Origin of the sequence: Paenibacillus sp. cl123 (assembly GCF_900101595.1) — a bacterium.
Taxonomy (GTDB): Bacteria; Bacillota; Bacilli; order Paenibacillales; family NBRC-103111; genus Paenibacillus_G.
This window is the reverse complement of sequence record NZ_FMYY01000022.1, coordinates 81,442-103,222: the sequence shown is the minus strand read 5'-3', so window position 1 is coordinate 103,222 and position 21,781 is coordinate 81,442. Positions and strand designations below refer to the sequence as shown.

11 protein-coding genes are annotated in these 21,781 nt (G+C 58.6%); 3 read left to right on the top strand and 8 right to left on the bottom strand.

Features of this window, described 5'->3' with window-relative positions; all coding sequences use genetic code 11:
* The first annotated feature begins 189 nt into the window (after window positions 1–189).
* Both BLR08_RS24920 and BLR08_RS24915 read left to right on the top strand, forming a co-directional pair.
* Complete coding sequence (locus BLR08_RS24920) at window positions 190–6,897, top strand: DUF7507 domain-containing protein (protein WP_072330958.1); 6,708 nt, start codon at window positions 190–192, stop codon at window positions 6,895–6,897.
* Window positions 6,894–8,618, top strand: a complete 1,725-nt coding sequence (locus BLR08_RS24915) for a COG1361 family protein (protein ID WP_072330960.1) — start codon at window positions 6,894–6,896, stop codon at window positions 8,616–8,618. The genes BLR08_RS24920 and BLR08_RS24915 overlap by 4 nt, the downstream gene beginning before the upstream one ends.
* Window positions 8,619–8,783: 165 nt before the next feature.
* Here the strand turns inward: BLR08_RS24915 and BLR08_RS24910 are convergent, their stop codons facing one another.
* The 5 genes from BLR08_RS24910 to BLR08_RS24890 form a co-directional block, all read right to left on the bottom strand.
* Window positions 8,784–9,905, bottom strand: coding sequence for an acyltransferase family protein (locus BLR08_RS24910; protein ID WP_256257648.1), 1,122 nt, complete (start codon window positions 9,903–9,905; stop codon window positions 8,784–8,786).
* A gap of 209 nt (window positions 9,906–10,114) precedes the next feature.
* The gene (locus BLR08_RS24905) at window positions 10,115–12,166 is read right to left on the bottom strand and encodes a molybdopterin-containing oxidoreductase family protein (protein ID WP_072330971.1); all 2,052 of its coding nucleotides are present in this window, start codon (window positions 12,164–12,166) and stop codon (window positions 10,115–10,117) included.
* Window positions 12,167–12,524: 358 nt separating this feature from the next.
* Entirely contained in the window at window positions 12,525–13,823 is a 1,299-nt protein-coding gene (locus tag BLR08_RS24900; protein ID WP_072330974.1) for an ammonium transporter, read from the bottom strand.
* Between the two features lie 642 nt (window positions 13,824–14,465).
* Entirely contained in the window at window positions 14,466–15,065 is a 600-nt protein-coding gene (locus tag BLR08_RS24895; RefSeq protein ID WP_072330976.1) for a sulfite oxidase-like oxidoreductase, read from the bottom strand.
* A gap of 159 nt (window positions 15,066–15,224) precedes the next feature.
* Entirely contained in the window at window positions 15,225–16,169 is a 945-nt protein-coding gene (locus tag BLR08_RS24890; RefSeq protein WP_072330978.1) for a Gfo/Idh/MocA family protein, read from the bottom strand.
* A 201-nt stretch (window positions 16,170–16,370) separates the two neighbouring features.
* On the opposite strand from BLR08_RS24890, the gene BLR08_RS24885 reads away from it, so the two are divergent.
* Window positions 16,371–16,940: a hypothetical protein gene (locus tag BLR08_RS24885; protein ID WP_072330980.1), complete on the top strand. Its 570-nt coding sequence runs from the start codon at window positions 16,371–16,373 to the stop codon at window positions 16,938–16,940.
* Between the two features lie 401 nt (window positions 16,941–17,341).
* On the opposite strand, the gene BLR08_RS24880 is transcribed toward BLR08_RS24885, so the two are convergent.
* From BLR08_RS24880 to BLR08_RS24870, 3 genes are all read right to left on the bottom strand, one after another.
* Window positions 17,342–18,928, bottom strand: a complete 1,587-nt coding sequence (locus BLR08_RS24880; protein ID WP_176835601.1) for a leucyl aminopeptidase — start codon at window positions 18,926–18,928, stop codon at window positions 17,342–17,344.
* 525 nt (window positions 18,929–19,453) lie between these two features.
* Complete coding sequence (locus BLR08_RS24875) at window positions 19,454–20,479, bottom strand: aldo/keto reductase (protein WP_072330982.1); 1,026 nt, start codon at window positions 20,477–20,479, stop codon at window positions 19,454–19,456.
* 262 nt (window positions 20,480–20,741) lie between these two features.
* Window positions 20,742–21,686 carry an acetylxylan esterase gene (locus BLR08_RS24870; RefSeq protein ID WP_072330984.1) on the bottom strand — a complete coding sequence of 315 codons (945 nt, stop codon included), beginning with the start codon at window positions 21,684–21,686 and terminating at the stop codon, window positions 20,742–20,744.
* Between the last annotated feature and the right edge of the window lie 95 nt (window positions 21,687–21,781).

Sequence of the window (21,781 nt, the reverse complement as noted above, 5' to 3'; positions counted from 1 at the left end):
GCATATTCCTCTTCCTCCGAGTCATAAGCTAACAGTGGCGAACACAGCAGGAGCTGCCCTATACCCCCAAACCAATCTTACTTTAGAAATCCGGTGAACAACGCGGGCCTGCAGCCGATCGGGGGCGGCTCACCGGCCTCAAGTTCTCCGGATTTTCAGGATGTCTCACACTTATCAAGCAGGGAGGGAATGCCATTGCCGCTCGTCGTTCGAGCGACTGTAAATGCAACCGGAGCCATCACCTTTACAGGCAATACGCTTGGTCTCAGCCGCGGAGCAACGGCAGGAGTCCCCGGGACGATCGACAGCATCGGCGCCTTCGTCACGGTAGACACCTCTTCCCGATACGGAACATATCCGTTCGGAACGACCAACCAGTATCTGAACAACAGCTCCGCCGCCAATCTGGTGCTGCCGGCCGGCAGCTCAGTGCTTTATGCGGAGCTGATCTGGGGCGGCACATATAATGTCGAGTCCGTGAATCTGAGCGCCTTCATTAATGACGCCGTTACCTTGACTACGCCCGGCGGCACCACCTTCAATGTACTGCCCGATACGGCCACCGCCAATAATGTCGATATCGGCGGCGGTCTCGCGTATGTCCGCTCGGCTAATGTAACGACCATCATCCAGCAAAGCGGAGGCGGCTTTTATACCGTCGGCCGGGTCGTCGGAACGATCGTCGTCAGCGATTCAACGATCAGTAATGCCGGCTGGACGCTTGGCGTCATCTACCAGAATCCGTCGCTCCCGTTCCGCAATATGTCGCTAAGGGCGGGCGCTATCCTGATTCAGGCTAACTCTGAGCCTGTCACGACTACGCTGACGGGCTTTGCTACGCCGATAACCGGCGTGATCGGGGGCAGGGCGCTGTTCAGCGCGCAGGAGGGCGATGCCAACCGCACGGGCGACCAGGCTTTATTCGGACCTGCCGCCAATTCGCTGGTCGCTTTATCCGGCCCCAACAATTTCGCCAACAATTTCTTCGCCTCCCAAATTAATAACGACGCCGGCCAGCTTGATACCACCGGCACCTTCGGGACGCGAAACCAAACCAATGGAGCGCCCGGGACCAACATCAGCGCAGGCAGGCAGGGCTGGGATATCACGAACGTTGACGTATCCGCCCGGCTGGTCAACAATCAGACCTCGGCCGTGCTCAGGCTGACGACATCGGGAGATGCCTACCTGCTGAACGCCAACGCGATCCAGGTCGATATCAATGCACCCAAAATCAGCGTGGCCAAAAGCTCGTCAGTCCCGGGCGGCATAGTTGGCGATACGATTACCTATACAGTCACTGTTAGCAATACAGGGACAGCGAGCGCATTCAGCGTCGTGCTGTCCGACCCGCTTCCCGCCGGGTCGGCGTTTGCAGCCGGTTCTGTCACCGTCGGGGGGGCGGCGCAGCCTGCCGGCAATATTGTGACGGGCGTACCGATCGGCACCGTTGCCTTCGGAAGCAGCGTCACCGTTACTTACCGGGCCAGAATCGCCTCACTGCCCTCGCCGCAGCAGCTCGTGAATCAGGCCAACGCAGCCTTCACCTTTCAAAGCGTGGCGGGAGGACCCAGCATTACAGGCGTCATTCCATCCAACGCGGCCACCGTTATCGTCTACTCCCCCAATCTGGCGATGGTCAAAAGCGCCGATACGGCCAACGCTGCCGTCGGCACAACCGTCACTTACACGATCCGGCTCGCCAATTCGGGCAATGCGGGGGCAACAACGACGGTGTTCGACAACATCCCCGCCGGCAGCACCTTCATCCCCGGCAGCGTGACCGTCAACGGGACGGCGGTCGGCGGAGCCAATCCCGTAAGCGGCGTCCCGATCGGCGTCGTGCCGGCAGGCGGCTCGGCAATCGTCACCTTCCAGGTCGTGGTCAATACGTTGCCCTCGCCTCCCCAGCTGACGGATCAGGCGACAGCCAGCTATACGTTCCAGCCGCCCGACGGCCGGACCGTATCCGGCTCGGCGGCTTCCAACAGCTTGACGCTGCCGGTATCGCTGCCGAACATCACGGTGAGCAAAAGCGTAAGCCTGACGGCGGCGACCGTCGGAGATATTCTTACATATACAGCCGCTATCGCAAACAGCGGGGCGGCGGCCGTTACGAGTGCGGTATTTGCCGATGCCATTCCGGCCGGAGCGGTATTTGTCGCGGGCTCTACGGTCGTGAACGGGACTCCGCGAGCGACGGCAGACCCAGGGCTCGGCTTTTCCCTGGGAACGCTTGGGGCCGGCACGACAACAACGGTCTCCTTCCAGGTGCGGGTGGATGCCACTCCGCCGTCCGGACAGCTGAGCAATCAGGCCAATGTCAGTTATCAATCCGGCGTGCTCAGCGGAACGTCAAGCTCCTCCCCTGTCGTGACGACCGTCTCGACCGCTGCGATCATACTCGGCAAGAGCGCCAGCGAGGCTGCGGGAACGGTCGGAGATACGATCGTATACACCTTGTCCGCCGCCAATACCGGCAATGCGGCGGCCGCCCTGACCTTAACCGACACGATCCCGGGCGGATCGGCCTTTGTGCCGGGCAGCGTGACGCTGAACGGCGTTCCTCTGCCCGGAGCCTCGCCGCTCACAGGAATTCCGGCGGGGACGCTCACGCCGGGCGGAACGGCGACTGTCACCTTCGCTGTAACCGTTCAGACGCTGCCCTCGCCTCCCCAGCTGACCAACCAGGCTTTCGGAGCGTACACCTATACGTTGACGGACGGGCGCACCGTCAACAGGACTGTCAGCTCCAATACCGTCGTCATTCCGGTGTCCAATCCGAATGTAACAGTCGTCAAAAGCGCTAATCTTGCCGGCGCGGCCGTCAACGATATCCTGACCTACACTGTAGTCGTCAGCAACAACGGGATCACCCCTGTCACTCGGGTGAATTTAACAGACATCATACCTGCAGGAGCCGCCTTCGTCCCGGGCAGCGTAACGATCGGGGGGAGCCCCTCCCCGGCTGCGAATCCCGAGACGGGCATTCTGCTCGGCAGCGTGAGTCCGGGCACACCTGTGCCGGTGACGTTCCAGGCTATCGTGCAATCGCTGCCCGCCTCCGCCCAGCTGGCCAATCGCAGCGCGATCGGCTTCAGCTCGGGTGCGGTCACCGGCGTTTCCTACTCCAACACCGTCACCACGCTGGTCTACCAGCCGGTGATCAACATCGCCAAGAGTCCGGAAACGGCGGCGGCACGGATCGGAGACCAGCTCGCCTATACGTTTGTCGTCAGCAATACCGGCAGCTATCCCGCTTATGTTACCTTGACCGACAACGTGCCTCCCGGCTCAACCTTTATAACCAACAGCGTGATCGTGGGAGGCAGCCCCCAGCCGGGAGAAGATCCGGTTTCGGGAATCGTCGTCGGCATTATTCAGCCGGGCTCATCGACCACCGTCACCTATAAAGTTATCGTCAGCTCGCTGCCCCCCTCCCAACAGCTCGTTAATCAGGCGAAAGCGGCTTACAGCTTCACCCTGCCGGATAACCGTACGATGAACGGCAGCAGTCTGTCGAACACCGTTGTTCTTCCCGTGTCATCCCCCCATATTGCGGTGTCGCTTAGCGCGAGCGCCGGAGATGTGGTGAGAGGAGACAATCTTTTCTACACCGCCGTAGTCACGAATACCGGCGACGCGCCGGCCTCCGGCATCGTGTACAGCACTCAGCTTCCCGCAGGCACGGCGTTTATCCCGGGCACCGTGCGGGTGGACGGCAGCCCTTTCCCAGCGGTCGATCCGACTACCGGCATTCCACTCGGAACCTTGGCGCCTGGCGCTTCGGTAACCGTAACTTATGAGGTGAGGATTAGCATGCCAACGACTCCGCAAGTTGTCAACCAGTCGACAGTCAGCTTTACGTCGGGCGTGTTCTCGGGGACATCATCCTCTAATACGACGCTTACCCCGGTATTTGAGCCTGACATCACAGTGGTCAAAAGCGCGGATATCGCGCAGGCCTCCGTAGGCGGAACAATTGTGTATGTGCTGACGGTCGCCAACAACGGAAATATTGCCGCCCAGGTGACGCTGACCGATACGATCCCCGCCGCCACCTCGTTTTTGCCGAACAGCGTGATCGTGGGCGGTATTCCTCAGGCGAGCGCGAGTCCGGCCACCGGGATCGACGCCGGTACGATCGCTCCGGGGGCGAGCGTGCAGGTCCGGTTTTCCGTCGTCGTAGACTCGCTGCCGAATCCCCAGATTCTGCTGAATCAGGCGACAGCCGCCGTCAGCTTCACCCCTCCCGACGGCAGAACCATCCAAAGGACGGCGCTTTCGAATGCGCTGACGATTCCGGTGTCGGCCCCGAATGTCACAGTCGTCAAAAGCACCGCCGCGATCGACGCCACCCCCGGCGATACGGTCATTTACTCGATCGCCATTACGAACAGCGGGATAGAACCGGTCAATAACGTGGTCTTCTCCGACCTTGTCCAGCTCGGCACCACCTTCGTACCGGGCAGCTTCACCTTGAACAGCGTCGTGATACCGAATGCCGACCCCAACAACGGAGTGGCCCTCGGTTCGATTCCGGCCGGGGGAACCGTCGGCGTCACCTTCGCCGTCGCGGTGAATCAGCTGCCGGCGTCCGGCCAGCTTGCCAATCAGTCGTCCGTCACCTTTACATCCGGTACCTTCTCCGGCACCTCGTTCTCGAATACCGTGCTGACGCCGGTGCTGCAGCCCATCATCTCCATCGCCAAGACAGCGAGCACGGCCAACGCTACGGTCGGCGACACGGTGAACTACACGTTCACGATCAGCAACACCGGCAACTTCCCGGGTTTCGTCGTACTGACCGACCCGATTCCGGACGGCACGACCTTCCAGCCGAACAGCGTGAGCGTAGGGGGGACGCCTCAGCCCGGGGCCAATCCTGTCACCGGCATCACGATAGGCACATTGGATCCGGGGGCAACCGTCACCGCAAGCTTCGCAGTCGTTATTAATGTGCTGCCTGTCTCTCAACAGCTGACCAACCAGGCAACGGGCACCGTTTCCTTCACGCTGCCCGACACCAGGACGCTTACGCAAACCTCTTTGTCCAACACGGTGACCGTCCCGGTATCCGCGCCGAATGTCAGCGTCGTGAAGAGCACCGCCACCACCTCGACCACAGTGGGCGATACGATAACCTACACCGTCATCGTCACGAATCAAGGCATTACCGACATCAATAATGCGATCTTCTCCGACCCGGTACCGGCGGGCACCACCTTCCTGCCGGGGACATTGACCGTGGACGGCGTTGCCCGTGCGGGCGCCAATCCCGCGAGCGGCGTCAATCTCGGCGCGATTGCGCCGGGCAGCTTCGTCACCGTCGCGTTCAATGTCAGCGTCGATACACTGCCTTCGACAGGGACTCTCAGCAACCGTTCCGTCGTTTCCTTCACATCGGGCGCCTTCTCCGCCGCCGCCTTCTCCAATACGGTGACGACTCCTGTCTATCAACCGGTCATTACCGCCCTTAAAACCGGCAGCACGACCAACGCCACCTTGGGCAATCAGGTCACCTATACGATTGCCGTGAGCAACAACGGCAATTATCCGGCCTTCGTCGTCCTGACCGATATACTGCCGGCTGAAACTCCGCTCGTTCCAAACAGCGTCATCGTAGGCGGAGCAGCCCAGGCGGGCGCCGATCCCGGAGCCGGGCTTACCGTCGGCACCGTCGGACCCGGCCAGACGGTCAACGTCGTATTCACTGTCACGGTCGCAGCTCTGCCGCCGTCTCAGCAGATATCCAACCAGTCTACACTTGCCTTGGCCTTCACGCTGCCCGACGGCCGCACCATCAACCGGACAGCCGCTTCGAATGTACTTACCTACAACGTATCCGCGCCGAATCTTAGCGTAATAAAGAGCTCCGTGGCGATCGATGCCGTAGTCGGAGATACGGTGACCTACACCATCGCCGTCACCAATACCGGCATCGATACGGTCAACAACGTCGTCTTGCACGATCTGATGCCGGCCGGCACCTCGTTCATTCCGGGAACTGTTACGGTGAACGGGAACGTTCGCCCGTCCGACAGTCCCGTTACCGGCGTCAGTCTCGGCGCGCTTGCCGCCGGCGACAGCGCCACGGTCGCCTTTCAAGTGGCTGTCAATACGCTGCCGAGTCCTGCCACTCTCACCAATGCGTCTACCGTCAGCTTCACCTCCGGGGTTTTCTCCGGATCGGCGACCTCCAATACGGTCACGATCCCGGTCTATCAGCCGATTATCGGGGTGCTGAAGACAGCGGATACGACCAATGCCACGGTCGGAGATACGATCACTTATTCCTTGGCCGTCACCAATACGGGCAACTACGCTGCGAACGTCACGATTACCGACGCGATACCGCCGGGAGCGAACTTCGTACCGAACAGCGTGCAAGTGAATGGCGTGCCTCAGCCGGGAGCCAATCCGGCGGCGGGCATATCTGTCGGCACCGTGCTGCCAGGCGCTTCCGTCATCGTCACCTTGACTTTGCAAGCGACCGTCGATGTGCTTCCGACTCCTCAGCAGCTGGTGAACCAGGCGACAGCCACCTTCACGTTCATCCCGCCGGATTTGCGCCAGCTGACAGGGACAGCCGTCTCCAATACGCTTACGATTCCCGTCTCTTCTCCGGATGTGGCCGTCGTGAAGACGGCGAACGTCATCGACGCCGTCGTCGGCGACACGATCACGTACACGATTACGGTAACGAACGAAGGGATTGAGAATGTCAACAATGTCGTTCTCTTAGACCCGGTGCAGCAAGGCGCTCTGTTCGTTCCGGGCAGCGTCACCGTCAACGGCGTTTCGCGGCCGAGCGATAATCCCGACATCGGCATCCTCATCGGCACAATCGCTCCCGGGGCATCGGCTATCGTAAGCTTCGAGGTGACAATCGTATGACACCCGAGCCGCAGGAGCCCTTGAAGCCGCAGATTATTCGCAACCAGACCGTTGTTCGCTTCCATTCCGGAGAGTACAGCAGGCAGACGTATTCCAATATTGTCGAGACCCCGGTCATCGGACCCGTCATCGCTGTAAGCAAGAGCACGGATACCGAATATGCCGCCATCGGCAAACCGATCTATTACCGGATCCTCGTCACGAACCAAGGCAACCGCGAAGCCGAAGTCCGCTTGTTCGACGCTCCGCCCGAAGGGACCCGGCTCGTCCCCGGCAGCATCATCGTGAACGGAGCGCCGGTTCCCGGCGCTCAGCTGGAAGCCGGGATCGGTCTGGGCGTATTGCGTCCGCCGGGCTCCGCACGAATCAGCTTCCAGCTGATGCTCGACAGCCTGCCCGTATCCGGGCAGGTGCGCAACCAGGCCCGGGCCGAATACGCCTTCCGCACCGGCTCGGGCCGCTCAGTCACCGGGACAGCCCGCTCCAACGTGGTCGAGATACCGGTCAAGGAGCTTCAAGTCACCGTCACCAAGCGCGTCAGCTCGGCTCATGCCTTCGTCGGGGACCTTCTCGTCTACGGCGTGACGGTTGTCAATGAAGGCGGCAATCTGCTGCATAACGTTCGCCTGCTGGATGAGCTGCCGGACAGTACGGCATTCGTCCCCGGCAGCGTGACGGTCGGCCAGCATTACCAGCCCTTCGCGTCTCCTGACAGCGGCATCGAGCTGCCCCCTATCCAGCCGGGGCAGACCGTCGATATCGGCTACCGGGCCGTCGTCCGCGCTTTTCCGCCCTCCGGCCTGCTTGTGAACCGCGCGGAGCTTGCCTATGAGGCCGGCGGCGGCACGTACCGCCAGTCCTCCAATCCGGCGGAAACCTCGGTATGGGCGGCTGCGCTGCAGCTCGTCAAGGAAGCAGACCGTAAGCTGGCCGCTCCAGGGGAGACGCTGAGCTATCGCATCACGGCTACAAATACCGGCAACCGTCCGGCAGAGGCCGTATTGACCGACAAACTGCCCGCAGGCGTCCTCTTCGTCCGGGGCAGCGTTCTCTTGAACGATGCGCCTCAGCCAAATCTGCACCCCGAAGGCGGGATTCCGCTGGGCCTGCTGCAGCCGGGGGAGAGCGGCACGGTCGTCTTCAACGTCAGCGTGCCGGCGCTGCAGGGCAACCTGCCCAGCGATCCGGCCATCGTCAACATCGCACAGGCTGGCTACAGCTTCCAGCTCCCGGATGAACGCATCGTCTCGGATCGCGTCAGCTCCGGCGCCGCGGCAACGGAGCTTGTCTCGCCTGTCATCACCCTCACGCTGACCGCTCAGCCCTTCTCCGCCGAGCCGGGCGATCAGGTAACGTTCACGGGCGTCGTCGTCAACACGGGCAATACGGCGGCCAGCGTTACCTTGCAGGACCTGCTGGTTCCCGGAACTTCCCCGGTGCGGGGCAGCATGCGCATCAGCGGTCCCGCATCCCGGCCGGAAGCGACGATCAGCAGCCTGACCCCCGGGTCCGATCCGGCGCTCGGCGTCTGGCTGGGCGAGCTGGCTCCCCAGCAAAGCGCCGAAGTCAGCTACCGGGCAAGGATCGACAGCCCGACCAGCCGGGAGCGAATTACTGCGTATTGGCTGGCGGCATACAGCTTCTCTGTCCAGGACCGCATCTTCTCCGGCACTACCTATTCCAATGCGGGAGATGTCTGGATATTCAGTCATGAGGAATGACAGGCCAAAAACCCTTCAGCCCGCAATTTCCGGGATCGGAAGGGTTTTTCGCGTAGGTATGGCCGTAAACTCATGGGGCCTCCCTTGCAAGACAGCCCGTGCCTTGCTTGACTTGATGCGCCGGATGCTCCTCCACCTTGAGCTAAGCAGAGGATGTCCATCAGGCTACATGGCTTTTTCGCCGGCGGGCAGACTATATTCCGTCTTTGCCTTCTCTTTGCCCCATGCCCTCTCGACAGCCGGGACGAAGCGCTTTCCTTTGAATAAAAACCGGATAACCGGTATTTTATTGATCGCCAACCCTGCGACATAGGACAGTCCGATTCCCCATAGGGTATATGCCACCCAATTCAGGTGGAGCTGGTTGGCAAACACGTATTTGTTCAAATTATTCAGCACCACAAACGCAAACCCCATATGGAAGACCAGAATCATCAAAGACTCTTTGCCTAGCGCGCTAAATATACGGCGAACCCACGACCATGATTTTATCCAGTACACGAGCTGCATAAGCAAAAAGCTTCCTGCCAGCCCGCCGGCCAGGAACAAGAGGACATTCCCGTATGCCCGATGATTCATATCCACAGTCGTTTCATTAAGCTGGCCAAGACCGAACAGCACGACGAAACACGCGAGCAGCGGCAGCGAAAACCGGTAAGAGCGAAATAAGCCGGCCACATGCAATCTATAGCCTGCAAACATAAATAGTTGAGCGACCAGCGCCACATCCAGACTCCACGGCAGATGCGCAAATCTGCTGACTGCATACCCTGCGATCGAAAGCGAGAAGAACAAGGCCGTTTGAACGGCAGCTCCCCGGCGGTAAACCAGCTTCCAGCCGCACCAGAAAATCAGCTCCGCACAAAACAAACAGACCAGAAACCAGAGCGGCGTGTTGAATGCAAGCCGGTCCCCGTTTCCTGCAAATATGCCGGCAAATAAATAGGATGGGCTCAAGCCGCCGCTTTCTCCTGCGCGCTCCCGAATGAACCATAAGGCGTAGAATGCGAAGCACGCCGTAAAATAGGGAAGCAGCAAGCCGATAACACGGCTTTTCAACCAATCTCCGAAGGCTGTGTAGTACTTGGCAACGTTAAATAAATAGCCGGACAGCAGAAAAAATAACGGCATTCTGAAGGTGCGGAGCACATCATTAAGCATATCGGGAACCTCGGTATGAGCCATAACGACAAGTGAAATGCTAATCCCGCGAAGAATATCGATTTCTACGATTCGTTTCTTTGACAGCCCTACACCCCCCTTTATTTTCGATACATTATGTATCAAAGTCAAATTTTAGTCAAGTCTTTCAGCCAAAATTAGTCATTTCGTCTCCCTGAATGACAAGAAACTTCTACCTCCGTCCGAACGCTGCCAACGGCCTAAAAAAAGATGACTCCTGATCAATCCAGAAGCCATCTCCTTGCCGCTTAAGACCTATTGATTTGTAGTCGCTACAAAAAGCAGTTTACCGAGGCTGTTTGATGCCTGTGCCCTCAATCGCCGGCTCGTCCCAGTCTCTCCACCTGTACCTTGCCGGAGAAGAAGGTCGCCCCGCCGCCCATATCCGCAACGCGGTCCGGGGTCAATGCATTGACGAGCGCTTTGGCTCCCGCCTTGCCCGCCCACAGTCCCTGACTGACGACAACGCCTGGCAGCACGTCTTCGCCGACCGCCGCCGTCAGCTCGCATTCACCCCGCCCGTTGCTGACCCGGACGAGCTCGCCGTTCACGATGCCAAGCCGGGAAGCGTCGGCCGCATGCATATGCAGCTTCGGCGTCCGCTCCATGCGGACATGCTTGTCATTATGAGCGAAGGTAGAGTTCAGGAAATTATGATTGGGCGCCGGTATAAACCAGAACGGCAGCTCTTCGCCCTCAGAAAGCGGCGTATAAGTCGGCAGAGGCGGGTAGCCTTTACGCGCCATAGCCGCCGAATACAGCTCGATCTTGCCGCTGGGCGTAGGCAGCCTGCCCGGGAATAACGGCTTCACCTCCGCTTTCACGAACCGCTCCTCCGTCAGCCTCTCCAGCGTAACGCCTTTCAATCGGGGATTGGCCGGGTAATCCAGCGCTTGCCGAATCAGCTCATCGTCCGATTGCCGCAAAGCCTCCTCCTCGAACCCCATCGCCTCCGCAAGCAGCCGGAACACCTCGACATTGGACTTGCTCTCTCCGTACGGCTCAATGACCGGCTCTTGCAGATGGACGTAATGATGCCAATACGATTTGAAGAAATCCTTATTCTCCAGCGAAGAAGTGGCAGGCAGCACGATATCCGCATACATGGCCGTCTCGGTAAGAAACAAGTCATGCACAACCGTAAACAGATCCTCCCGCTCCAAGCCCCGCTTCACCTTGCCCGCATGCGGAGCTACGACCGCAGGGTTCGAATTATATACATACAATGAGCGGATCGGCGGGTCCAGCTCCAGCAGCGCGCTGCCAATCCGGTTCATATTGATGCGGCGGGTCGGGGCCTTCAGCAAATCGGGGCGTTGCAGTGCCGCCGCATTATGCTCCAGATATCCGCTATTGCCCTTGATCGCTCCGCCTCCCTTGGTCAGCCAAGCGCCGGTAAGCGCCGGCAGACAGGCTATCGTGCGCACGCACATCCCGCCGTTGTCGTGATGCTGAATCCCGTTGCCGATCCGCAGAAAAGACGGCGACGTCTGTCCGTACATACGGGCCAGCCGGTATATATCGTCCGCCGGCACTCCCGTAATAGCGGACACCTTGTCCGGATCGTACGCCTTCACATGCTCCCGCAGCTCTTCATGCCCGACCGTATAGGCGCTCAGAAACGCCTCGTCCACCATATTTTCGGCGAAGAGAATATGCATCAGCCCCAGAGCGAGAGCCGCATCCGTCCCCGGCAGGATCGGAATGAACCAATCGGCCCAGCGGCCCGTCTGATTGCGGTGCACGTCGATCGCCACCACCTTCGCTCCCCGCTTGCGCGCCTGCTCGGCCAGCATGACCTGATGCATATTCGTGCTGACCGCATTGATGCCCCACATGATGATGAGCTTGGCATGGACCGTATCTTCGGGGTCGGTCCCCAGGTTAGCGCCCATCGTATAGTTGTAGCCCTCCGAGCCTGCTGCCTGGCAGATCGTATACTGCAGCCGGCTGGCCCCCATCCGGTAGAAAAACCGCCGGTCCAGCCCTTCCGTCCCGATCCGGCCCATGTTCCCGTAAAAGCTGTAAGGGAGAATCGCTTCCGCTCCATACCCGGCGATCAGACTTTTCCAGCGGTCAGTAATCGTCTCTACGGCTTCCTCCCAGGATATACGCTCGAATAGCCCCTCCCCTTTGGCTCCCACGCGCTTGAGCGGATACTGGAGTCGCTTCGGATCATAGATGCGGTCAGCCAAATGACGCACCTTGTTACAGATCGCGCCTTGCGTGACCGGATGCGCCGGATCTCCCTCAATCTTGATTATCTTGCTTTCCGCTTTATGAATGAGCAGACCGCACTGATCCGGACAGTCCAATGAGCAGACCGCCGGCACGACGCCCGTCTGTTGGTTCGCATAGTTAGACATAACACTCTCCCTTCTCCTTACGCCGCGGCTTCGCCCTTCTCTCGTCGGTAGCCACTTCATGATCATACCAACAACTCCGGATGGTCAACAAGCTTTCTCTGTCCGGGCAGTCAGGCGTCTATTCGCACGGCAAACGGAAACTTCGGCCAGCAGCACTAAATTTTAACTGCACCTTTTAACAAAGCAAAAAATCCCGATATAGCCGGCAGTAAACCGGAAATATCGGGACTCTTTGTAAGGGGAGCTTGTTATTGCGTGGAAAAGCCGGTTATTGCGTGGAGAAGCTTGTTACCGGATGGAGGAGCTGGTTTTTATACAGAGGAACTTGTTACCGTCTAAAGGAACTTGTTGCAGAGTCTTACAGGCTTTGCTGCACGCTGCCTAGGCCGCGCGCTTCCGCTTGAGCCGCCTTCAGCTGCTCCGGGTAACCGTAAGTTCCGTGCTCGCTCAAGTCGAGACCGATCGTTTCTTCCTCTTCCGTGACGCGCAGTCCCATAACGGCTTTCATGATGGCCAGAATAATGTAAGAAGCGATAAATGCAAAGGCTCCGCAAACGACGACGCCCATCAATTGAACGCCCAGCTGCTCGAAGCCGCCGCCGTACAGAAGTCCGGCTTTGCCTACGCCTACCTTCTCGGCGAGCTCCGGAGTAGCAAAGATACCTGTAGACAATGTCCCCCATACACCTGCCGTGCCGTGAGCCGACAGCGCATAGATCGGATCATCGACGCGCAGCTTCTCGAACATGCGCATGCTGCCGAATACGACGAAGCCTGCAATCAAACCGATAACAATCGCCGCCCAGGATTCGACAAAGGCGCAAGATGCCGTGATGGCAACAAGACCGGCTAACGCGCCGTTTAGCATCACGCCGATATCGGCCTTGCCGTTCACCGACCAGGCGATGAGGAAAGCGGCAACCGCTCCTGCCGCAGCGGCGAGCTGAGTGTTGATAGCCACAAATCCGAAGAAGCTGCCGTCGCCTACGGCGATCGTACTGCCTGCGTTAAATCCGAACCAGCCTACCCATAGCAGCATTACGCCGAGAGTCGTGAAAACCTGGTTATGTCCCGGCATGGCATTGGGCGTGCCGTTTTTGTTGTATTTGCCAAGACGGGGCTTCAGCAGCAGCGTAGCAGCCAGCGCGGCCATAGCGCCAGTCAAGTGGACGACCGTCGAACCCGCGAAGTCTTGCTTGCCGTGCTCGGCGAGCCACCCGCCGCCCCAGATCCAGTGAGCGATCACAGGATATACGATCACCGAAAACAGGATGGCGAAGATCAGATACGCCGACAACTTCGCCCGTTCTGCAAACCCGCCGAAAGCTACTGCCATCGAAATAGCGGCAAAAGCGAGCTGGAAAATAAACATGACCGTCGGAGCTACCGTGCTTCCCTCAGGCACATCCTTCACATCGAACCCGAAGTAATCTCCCCATCCGATCAGCGAATTGCCTTGCGATCCGAATATGAGGGCGTAACCGACCGCCCAGAATACCAGGGTGACGATACCAAGCGCCACAATCGTTTTTCCGGCGATATGGCCGGCATTTTTCATTCTTGTGGACCCCGCCTCCAGCATAACGAACCCGCTTTGCATGAAAATAACAAGAATAGCCCCCAGCATAACCCAAATCGCATTCAATCCCAATTCCATAGCTTTCACCCTCGCTTTACCTGAAATTTGATTCGAGGAGCCTTGCTTCACTTATGCTTAACCAATCAAGCATCGGCTCCACAATCGCCATCCTCTCAACTCATGTACATATTCTATGACACAAAAACCATTTATGTCAATATTCCTTACACATTTTATTATTTTTATAATTAAATGCGTTCCTACAACGAAAAATCTTACATATATCGAAATACGTATCATATACCTGACACGAAACATCTTGCACGCGGTCATTTGACTTTTTCATGCAGTTAAAGGCCAAACTTCCTGCAAAAGCTCGGTCTAGCTTATTGGCACTTAACCAGGCAGCCGTTTATATGGCGGCATAAACTTTTAAATTGCGGCATAAATTGTTACATCAGGGTATAGTTTCTATGGTCTCCGTCCTCTTTTTCCACCTAGAAAAATTCATAATGCCTCATGACTACCTCATGATATTCATATGCCGGATTGAAATTCCTCCTTTATTTTCCACTTCTATGTAAAAGGAGACCGTTCTCATGTGAGGTATTTGCCAAAAAGCGCGCGATACCGCCCCATTTCCGCTTCAGCACAGCCGACTTCACGCAACAAAAAAAGGCCACCGCCACAGTGACCTTCCTTTTAAAATCGACCCGTTGCTCATTCAAAATCGTATCTTTCTTCCTTCCACGGATCGCCATACATATGATAGCCATTGCGCTCCCAGAAACCCGGCTTATCCTTCGCCATAAATTCAATGCCCCGAAGCCACTTCGCGCTCTTCCAGAAGTACAAGTGAGGCACGACCATTCGTACAGGATAACCGTGTTCGGGCGTCAACAGCTGGCCGTTATGACGGAAGCCGAGGAACGAGGTTTCACGCAGAAAATCTTCCAGGGGTAAATTGGTCGTCCAGCCCTGCTCGGCATGCAGCATCACATAACGGGCCTCGGGCTTCAGCTTCACGCGTTCCATAATCGTAGATACCGCAACGCCTTCCCATACGTTATCCAGCTTGGACCAGGTCGTGACGCAATGAATATCGTTGCGGAATTCCCGTTTGGGCAGCGCCATGAATTCTTTGTAGCTGATCGAGCTCTCCTCTTCCACCAGTCCGAACAGGCGCAAGTCCCATTTGCTCATATCCCTGTAATACACGACATCGCCGTAGTGCAGCACCGGGAATCCTTCCGTCACCGTTTGACCGGGCGGCACCCGATCCTCCCGTACCGCGGGCTCCGCTTGTTTATCCCTATCCATCGTCTTCAGCCTCCTTGCTTGTACTTTTCCTCAATGACTCGGGACCCGTCCCGCTCATCCCATCCACCGGCACCCTCTTAGCCGGCAAGCACGACAATGCGCCTCATGAAGGCCATATCCCTTATATATCCCGTTCCCTCAGGTTCGATACCTATCCCCCTAATCCCCCGGATGCAGACTCTCCACCAGACGATGCACCGGCAGCACGGCATCCGCCCGTACCTCGCACGTCAGCGGATCGGCCAGCGTGTCCAGCACATGCCGGACGATGCCCGCAAAGCCCCTGCGGTGCCATATCGTATCCCAGCTGCCGAATGCGAGCTCCTGTGGCGCAACGCCCCGCTCCATCCACACAGCCTTCTCCAGATTCACTACCTCCATGGAACAGCCGCTGCCGTGCAGCTCCAGCTTCTCCAGATCGGCGCCCGCCCGGCGCGCCATTGCAAAATGAGCGGCTGTGCCGTCAAGCTTGTCCCCGCCTAGACGCAATGCACCGGAAGCCAGCAGCAGCCTCCCCTCTTCGTCCGTCCTCTCCTTGTACGAGCCGACCTCAGCATCGTCTCCGCCCAGCCAAAGCAGCAGGTCCAGCATATGGATGAGATCGTCGTAAAGCGTCTGTTTCGCCGAACATGACTGCAGCTTCGTACGGTGCTTCAGTGCCGAAACGAGCTCGAACCCGCCGGCCTCAGCCATTCGTCGCTTCGCTTCCCTATAGAGCGGGGCGAAGCGCCGATTGAAGCCGACCGCAAGCAGCAGGTTCCGCTCGGCCGCATAGGCAGCCATCCTCTCCGAAGCTTCGATCCGGTAACACAGGGGCTTGTCCACGTAGACATGCACGCCCGCTTCCAAGCATTCCATCACGATAGCCTCATGAGTTGGCGTAGGACTATGGACGAACACGATATCCGGACGCTCATGGCGCAGCAGCTGCTCGACGGACCCGTACTGACCGGCGATCCGGTACTGCCGGCCGATTCGTTCAACAGTCGAGGCCGTTCGGCTGTACAAGCCTACGATCTCTACCTGCTCATCCGCCGATAGCAGCGGCATATATACTTTTTGGGCGATGTCGCCCAGACCGATGATCGCGACTTTTGCCGTCATAAACTATCCCCCTTTGCGTACCGCGAGCTCATTTTACTAAAATTTCATTTCTCCAAATGATGCCGCTTGCTTTCACGCCCATCCGTGATGTGGTAAGATAAAAAAAGATTTATCTTGCCTGTTTGAATAGGCCCAATAGCGGGTATAGGCGCAAGCTTACGCCTTGTCCCAAACCCTGATTTCCGGAGGATCCATACACGAATGTCTACGAAAAAAATCTGGTTTTTAATTTTATGGGTGCTGCTTTTTGCCGTTTTTCTCGGGCTCTCTATCTGGTTGGAGTCCCCTGTCTGCCTGCATATCGCCAGCGCTATCCCCATATTGATCGTTTTGTGCCTGCCCAACCGGGAGCAGAATCAATACATTCGGGCCCGGCACCTGAAGAAAGTGCGGCTTCTTGCTCATGACAGCGGAGAGAACGGCAGGCTGACGATCAGCTTCACCCCCGGCTTTATCCGCTGGAAGCAAGGGGGCAAGCTTTATTTCCACCTCAACACGCTTAGCCGGGGAGAAGCGGCTGCAGAGTCAGCCAATCCGCATCAGCAAGCCTCGTTGTCGGTGCTTCCTTATGACCTGGCCCCGCATCCCAGCAAGAGCGGCTGGGTAGGGATCGATCTGGAGCAACTGGCTGCCCGCACGGCCAGCTTAGCCATCACGACCGACGAAGTCGTCCGCCTCATCATCCCGCTCCAGGATTTGGAACAGGTCGCAGTTCGCCATATGGCCGGCCTCCTTCCAGTGGGGAACAACAGCAAGCGTCTCCATGCTTAAACGGGAAGGCTTGCCGTCCTACGGCTAGCAGCAGCAACAAAAGAGAAGGCTCGTTCGGCCCTTGCCGTGCGAGCCTTCTCTTCATTATGCAGCCGGTCAGGAGAACGGGCGGGCGAGCCGATGCGGAAGGCAACAGCTGCGGCCAGCTGGCACGCTCAGTTCTGGGAGGCGGGCGCTAGGGCAGCGGTTGGCGCCGCCTGAACAGAATTATGTCTGCTTGAGCAGCGGTAGATTGAGCACCTACACCGATGCATGGACTGCTCGCTCAAACACTGAGCACCTCGTGCGGTGCATGGGCTGCTCGCTCAAACACTGAGTACCATGCGCGGTGCGTGGACTGCTCGCTCAAACACTGAGTATCGACACACCCTGAGTTCTCACGCCCGAGCGGCCTCCAGGCGTCATTTGCCGGTCTGCTGGCCGGGTTTCGCGCATACCAGTTGGCCGAGTGTGCGGACCATCGCTCCGGTCCCTCCCAGCGGCTCGGTCCCCCTCTCGTTCCACAGCCAGGCCGTCCCGCCGGTATCGAGATGAACCCACGGCGTGTCCCCCGCGAAATACCCGATGAACAGCCCCCCTGTAATGCAGCCCGCCCACCGGTCACGGTTCGTTGAGTTTTTGATATCGGCTATGCGGCTTTTCAGCATCTCCCGGTATTCCGGATAGTTTGGCAGCGGCCAAACCTTCTCATTGGCCCTCCGGGCGCTGTCCAGCACCTCCTGAAGCAGCGCTTCGTTATTGCTGACGGCTCCCGTCGCCACATCGGCGAAGCTGACCAGGACCGCTCCCGTCAAGGTCGCCACGTCGATCAGGCGCGTAGCTCCGAGCCGCTTCGCATACAGCACACCGTCCGCCAGCACGATCCGCCCTTCCGCATCCGTGTTCAGCACCTCCACGGTCTGACCGTTCATCAGGGTAATCACATCCCCCGGCTTAAAGGCAGCCGCAGACGGCATGTTCTCGGCGGCCGGGATGACGATCACTACGTTGATCGCCGGTTTTTGAACGCCCAACACATGGATCAGCCCAAGAAGGACGGCAGCTCCGCCCATGTCGCTGATCATCTCCTCCATCCCTTCGGGCTTCTTCAGGGATATGCCGCCGGTATCGAAAGTAATGCCCTTGCCGACCAAACCGAGCACTTCATCCGGCTTCTCCGGCGCTCCGTCATACCTCACGGCGATCATCCGCGGCGGCAGCACGCTGCCTCGTCCGACGGCGGCAAGCCCGCCCATCCCCTGCTCGCGGATTCCCTCCTCCTCGAGCACGGTGCAGGCCAGCCCATAGCGGGCGGCCAAGCTCTGGGCTGCGCGCGCAAGGTCATCCGGCCCGAGATAGTTCCCGGGCAGATTGGTCAGATCGCGCGCGGTATAGACGGCAAGCGCCGTCGCCCGCGCGGCCTCCAGCGCGGGCGCCAGCTCGCGCCGCTCCTCGTCCGCGGCGCCTAGCAGCGCGACGCGCTGCAGCTGAGGCGGCGCTTCGCCCGCCGCCTCCCGGGCATAGCTCGGCATGCGGTAGCTGCCGAGCCAGAGCCCCTCCGCGAGCGCCTGCACGCGCTCGCCCAGCTCTTGCGCGCGCCCGCCGCCGGCGCGCGGCAGCGGCGCCGCGAGGCGCTCGTGCCGCAGGCCGAGCGCGGCGCGGGCCGCGTAGACGCCTGCGTCGCGCCAGGCGTCGGCTCTTGTGCGGGCGGCTTCGCCGAGCCCGCACAGCAGGATGGCCTGATAGCCGGGCATCAGGCCCAATGTCGGCACGGCCTCGGTCTCCCCGAGGCCGGCGGCGAACCGTCCGCGCGCGGCCAGCCCGCGGACCGCATCAACCAGCGCCGGCGGCAGAGGCGCGCCGGCCTGCTTCGCCCACTCTCCCGAGGCCAGCTCCTCGGGAGTCATGAAGAAGGCGAGCGCTTCGGCTCCCGCCTCGCCCGCCTCCGATTCGGCCAGCTCGACGGCCAGGCTCAGCTCCTGGGTCATATATCGCTCCAACAAATCCATAATTTCACTCCTCAAAAAAGCAGCATCTGACATTGCGCCTACAGCCTTTAGCTTTTGTTACCACACCGATTAGGAGCTCCTTGTTGAGGAGACCTGCGAATAACGGGATGCACCACACAAAACCCATACTTTCGCCGCTAGCCGGTTGTTTTATACGAATTTTCGTATAACCTCTACACTTTTGACCACCAATCCAGTTCATTTATACGATTTTCCATACAAATCCCCTACTTCGGACAGCCAGTCAGACGCATTTATACGATTTTCCATACAACTCTATACTTCGCTCCGCCATTCGAGCGCATTTATACGATTTTCCTTACAACCCTCCACTGTTGACCGCCTGCCCCTACCGCTCATTTATACGATTTGCCACACAAATCCATGACCTCGGTCGCCAGAGAGGCACATTTATGCGACTTTCCCGTAACCCGCATACTTCGGACCACCAGCCGTACGCTATTTATACGAAGTTTCGATTACCGCCCCTCTGCCCTCTATCCTCTTCCCCATCCCAAACACCGGTTAGGAAGAAGTCGCGTAATAGCTCGATGCCTCCATCACGACCCTCCGCATTGGCAGCTCGTAAGGACACATCGGCTCGCAGATCGGCTTTTCGCCACAAGGTTCATGATCCGCACAGGACAAAATTTTCTCCTTATTCCGCTGATAAAATCCGTCGCCCTTCGGCAGCAGGCCAAAGGTGGAGCGCACCTGGCTAGAGATCATAATATCCGGGATGGCGATCCCGACCGGACAGGAACAGTAGTTGCAGCGCCGGCAGTTATGCTCGCCAAGCTTATGCGCAAGCGCCTCCAGCTCCGAGCGCTCGGCATCGCCCACCTCCAAGCGCATCGCCGCTATGTTCTCCCGCACCTCCTCCACGCTCACCATGCCGGATATAATGACATTTACGTCCTGACTGTACGGATAGCGGATCGCCTTGTCCACCGGCTGAATGAAACCGCCGGACAGCGGCTTCATCGCCACCTTCCCCATGTTCAGCCGGGTCATCTCCGGGATCAGCTCATCCAGAGCAAACGGCTGGGCGAGATTCAGATGGAACAGCACTTGTTCAAACTGCTCCTTGCGAATCCATTTCGCTAACAGATCGGGCCGATGGCCGGTAATTCCGATATGACGGATATAGCCCTTCTCTTTCATCTCCAACGCTGCCTTGTACGCGCCGTCCTCGCTCATGGCCGCCTTGAACTCCTGCACGGTGTTCACATAGTGTATCTGCAGCAGATCGATCCGATCCGTCTTGAGCCGGGTCAAGCTGCGCTCTATCTCTTCCTTGGCCGAAGCGTAGTCCCGCTTGTTCGTTTTGGTTGCCAGGAAATATTCCGACCTCCGGTGCGAAATGCTGTCCCCGATAATCTCCTCGCTGTTGCGGTAGGCCGCTGCCGTGTCGATATAATTGATGCCTTCGTCGAGGGCATAATTCAACGCCGCGCTCGCTTGCTCGAACGGAACGCCCGGCAAATTCATCGCGCCGAAGCCAAGCGAGGATACGCGGTAGCCTGTCTTGCCGAATAACGTATAACGCATCGTGTATGTTTGCCTCCCCATGCAAGGTGTACTTTCGCCTCTCATCTATTATAGATCAAGCCTATGCCAAAAACACCCTAACCAGGGTGTTCACTCGTCATGCGAAAGTTGTTATACGGTCCGGCGCGCCGGCGGACAAGCCGGGAGAAGCAGCTATACCACGTCAAACCCCCGCGAGGTACAGCTTCCCCCCACCCGCAGCGCGCGTCACATTGCCCACCCCGCCGGACCGCCGCCTCCGAGCAGCGGCATCCGCCCGGCGCTAGAGCAGCCGTTTCATGAATTCATAGGCTTTGATGTTCATCCCGTTGCCAAGCGCGTGGCCCATAAACGGAAATACTTCCATCGTCTTGTCCTTCGAGTGCAGCCGGTTATAGGCGGCAAAGATCGTCTCCGGCATACACACCATATCCTTTAGCCCTACCGACACCAGCACAGGCAGCGTAATCCGGTCCGCCAAGTTGATAATGTCGAAGTAACTGAGCGTCTGCAGCACCTGCTCCAGCTTGTCCGGGAAAGTTGTCACGAACTTCGCGGCCTCCGCCAGCGAGCTCGTGGAATTTAATATGCCGAAATCCATATGGCACATATTCGGCACATTAGCCACAGCGCCGCGCACCTTGCCGCTCAGCGCCGCCGTGATCAGCGCCAGCCCGCCGCCCTGGCTTCCGCCCATTACGAAGATACGCTCCGGATCGATTTCGGGCTGCTCCGACGCCACCAGCACCGCTCTCAGTCCATCCAGGGTGATGTGCTTGTAATAGCATTCCTCTTTGTCGAGAATGCCTTGAGTCATCCAGCCGCTCGTCATGCCGAAGGATTGCGGAGCTAAATTCCCCGTCTCTCCCCCTTGGCCGCGGACATCGATCGCATAGACGGCAAAGCCCATTAACAGCCAATGCGCATAATTTTCCGGGTCCCCCTTGGAGCCATGATAACCATGATAGATAACGATGCACGGGCAGGGCTTACGAATCGGCTGCGGAGGCAGCAAGTACCAGCCATGAATCGGCGTCCCGTCATGCGCCTCGAACGTCAGCTTGCTGACATCCGCCTGCATGGGGGAGTCTACCTCCGTGCGCCGGTAAGGGGCGCCGCCTTCGTTCAGGCGAAGCGTCTGCTCCCAGAATTGGTCCAGATCCGGCTGAGCCGTGGAATCGGCCATATAATGGTACAAAGAGTCTATCCTTTTTTCTATCGCGTTCACAACAAAATCCTCCTTAACATTTGGGGCCGTGAAAGACCTTGGGCATAGGCAAACTGCCTGTTCATGTCCCGGGTCCCCGAAGTTCTGCGATCGCT

What these genes read in the sequence shown, in the direction of transcription:
- BLR08_RS24890 (WP_072330978.1), bottom strand. Translation starts at nt 16,169, where the DNA reads ATGACGGCAAAAGTCGCGATCATCGGTCTGGGCGACATCGCCCAAAAA.
- BLR08_RS24915 (WP_072330960.1), top strand. Translation starts at nt 6,894, where the DNA reads ATGACACCCGAGCCGCAGGAGCCCTTGAAGCCGCAGATTATTCGCAAC.
- BLR08_RS24900 (WP_072330974.1), bottom strand. Translation starts at nt 13,823, where the DNA reads ATGGAATTGGGATTGAATGCGATTTGGGTTATGCTGGGGGCTATTCTT.
- BLR08_RS24875 (WP_072330982.1), bottom strand. Translation starts at nt 20,479, where the DNA reads ATGCGTTATACGTTATTCGGCAAGACAGGCTACCGCGTATCCTCGCTT.
- BLR08_RS24895 (WP_072330976.1), bottom strand. Translation starts at nt 15,065, where the DNA reads ATGGATAGGGATAAACAAGCGGAGCCCGCGGTACGGGAGGATCGGGTG.
- BLR08_RS24880 (WP_176835601.1), bottom strand. Translation starts at nt 18,928, where the DNA reads ATGGATTTGTTGGAGCGATATATGACCCAGGAGCTGAGCCTGGCCGTC.
- BLR08_RS24905 (WP_072330971.1), bottom strand. Translation starts at nt 12,166, where the DNA reads ATGTCTAACTATGCGAACCAACAGACGGGCGTCGTGCCGGCGGTCTGC.
- BLR08_RS24885 (WP_072330980.1), top strand. Translation starts at nt 16,371, where the DNA reads ATGTCTACGAAAAAAATCTGGTTTTTAATTTTATGGGTGCTGCTTTTT.
- BLR08_RS24920 (WP_072330958.1), top strand. Translation starts at nt 190, where the DNA reads ATGCCATTGCCGCTCGTCGTTCGAGCGACTGTAAATGCAACCGGAGCC.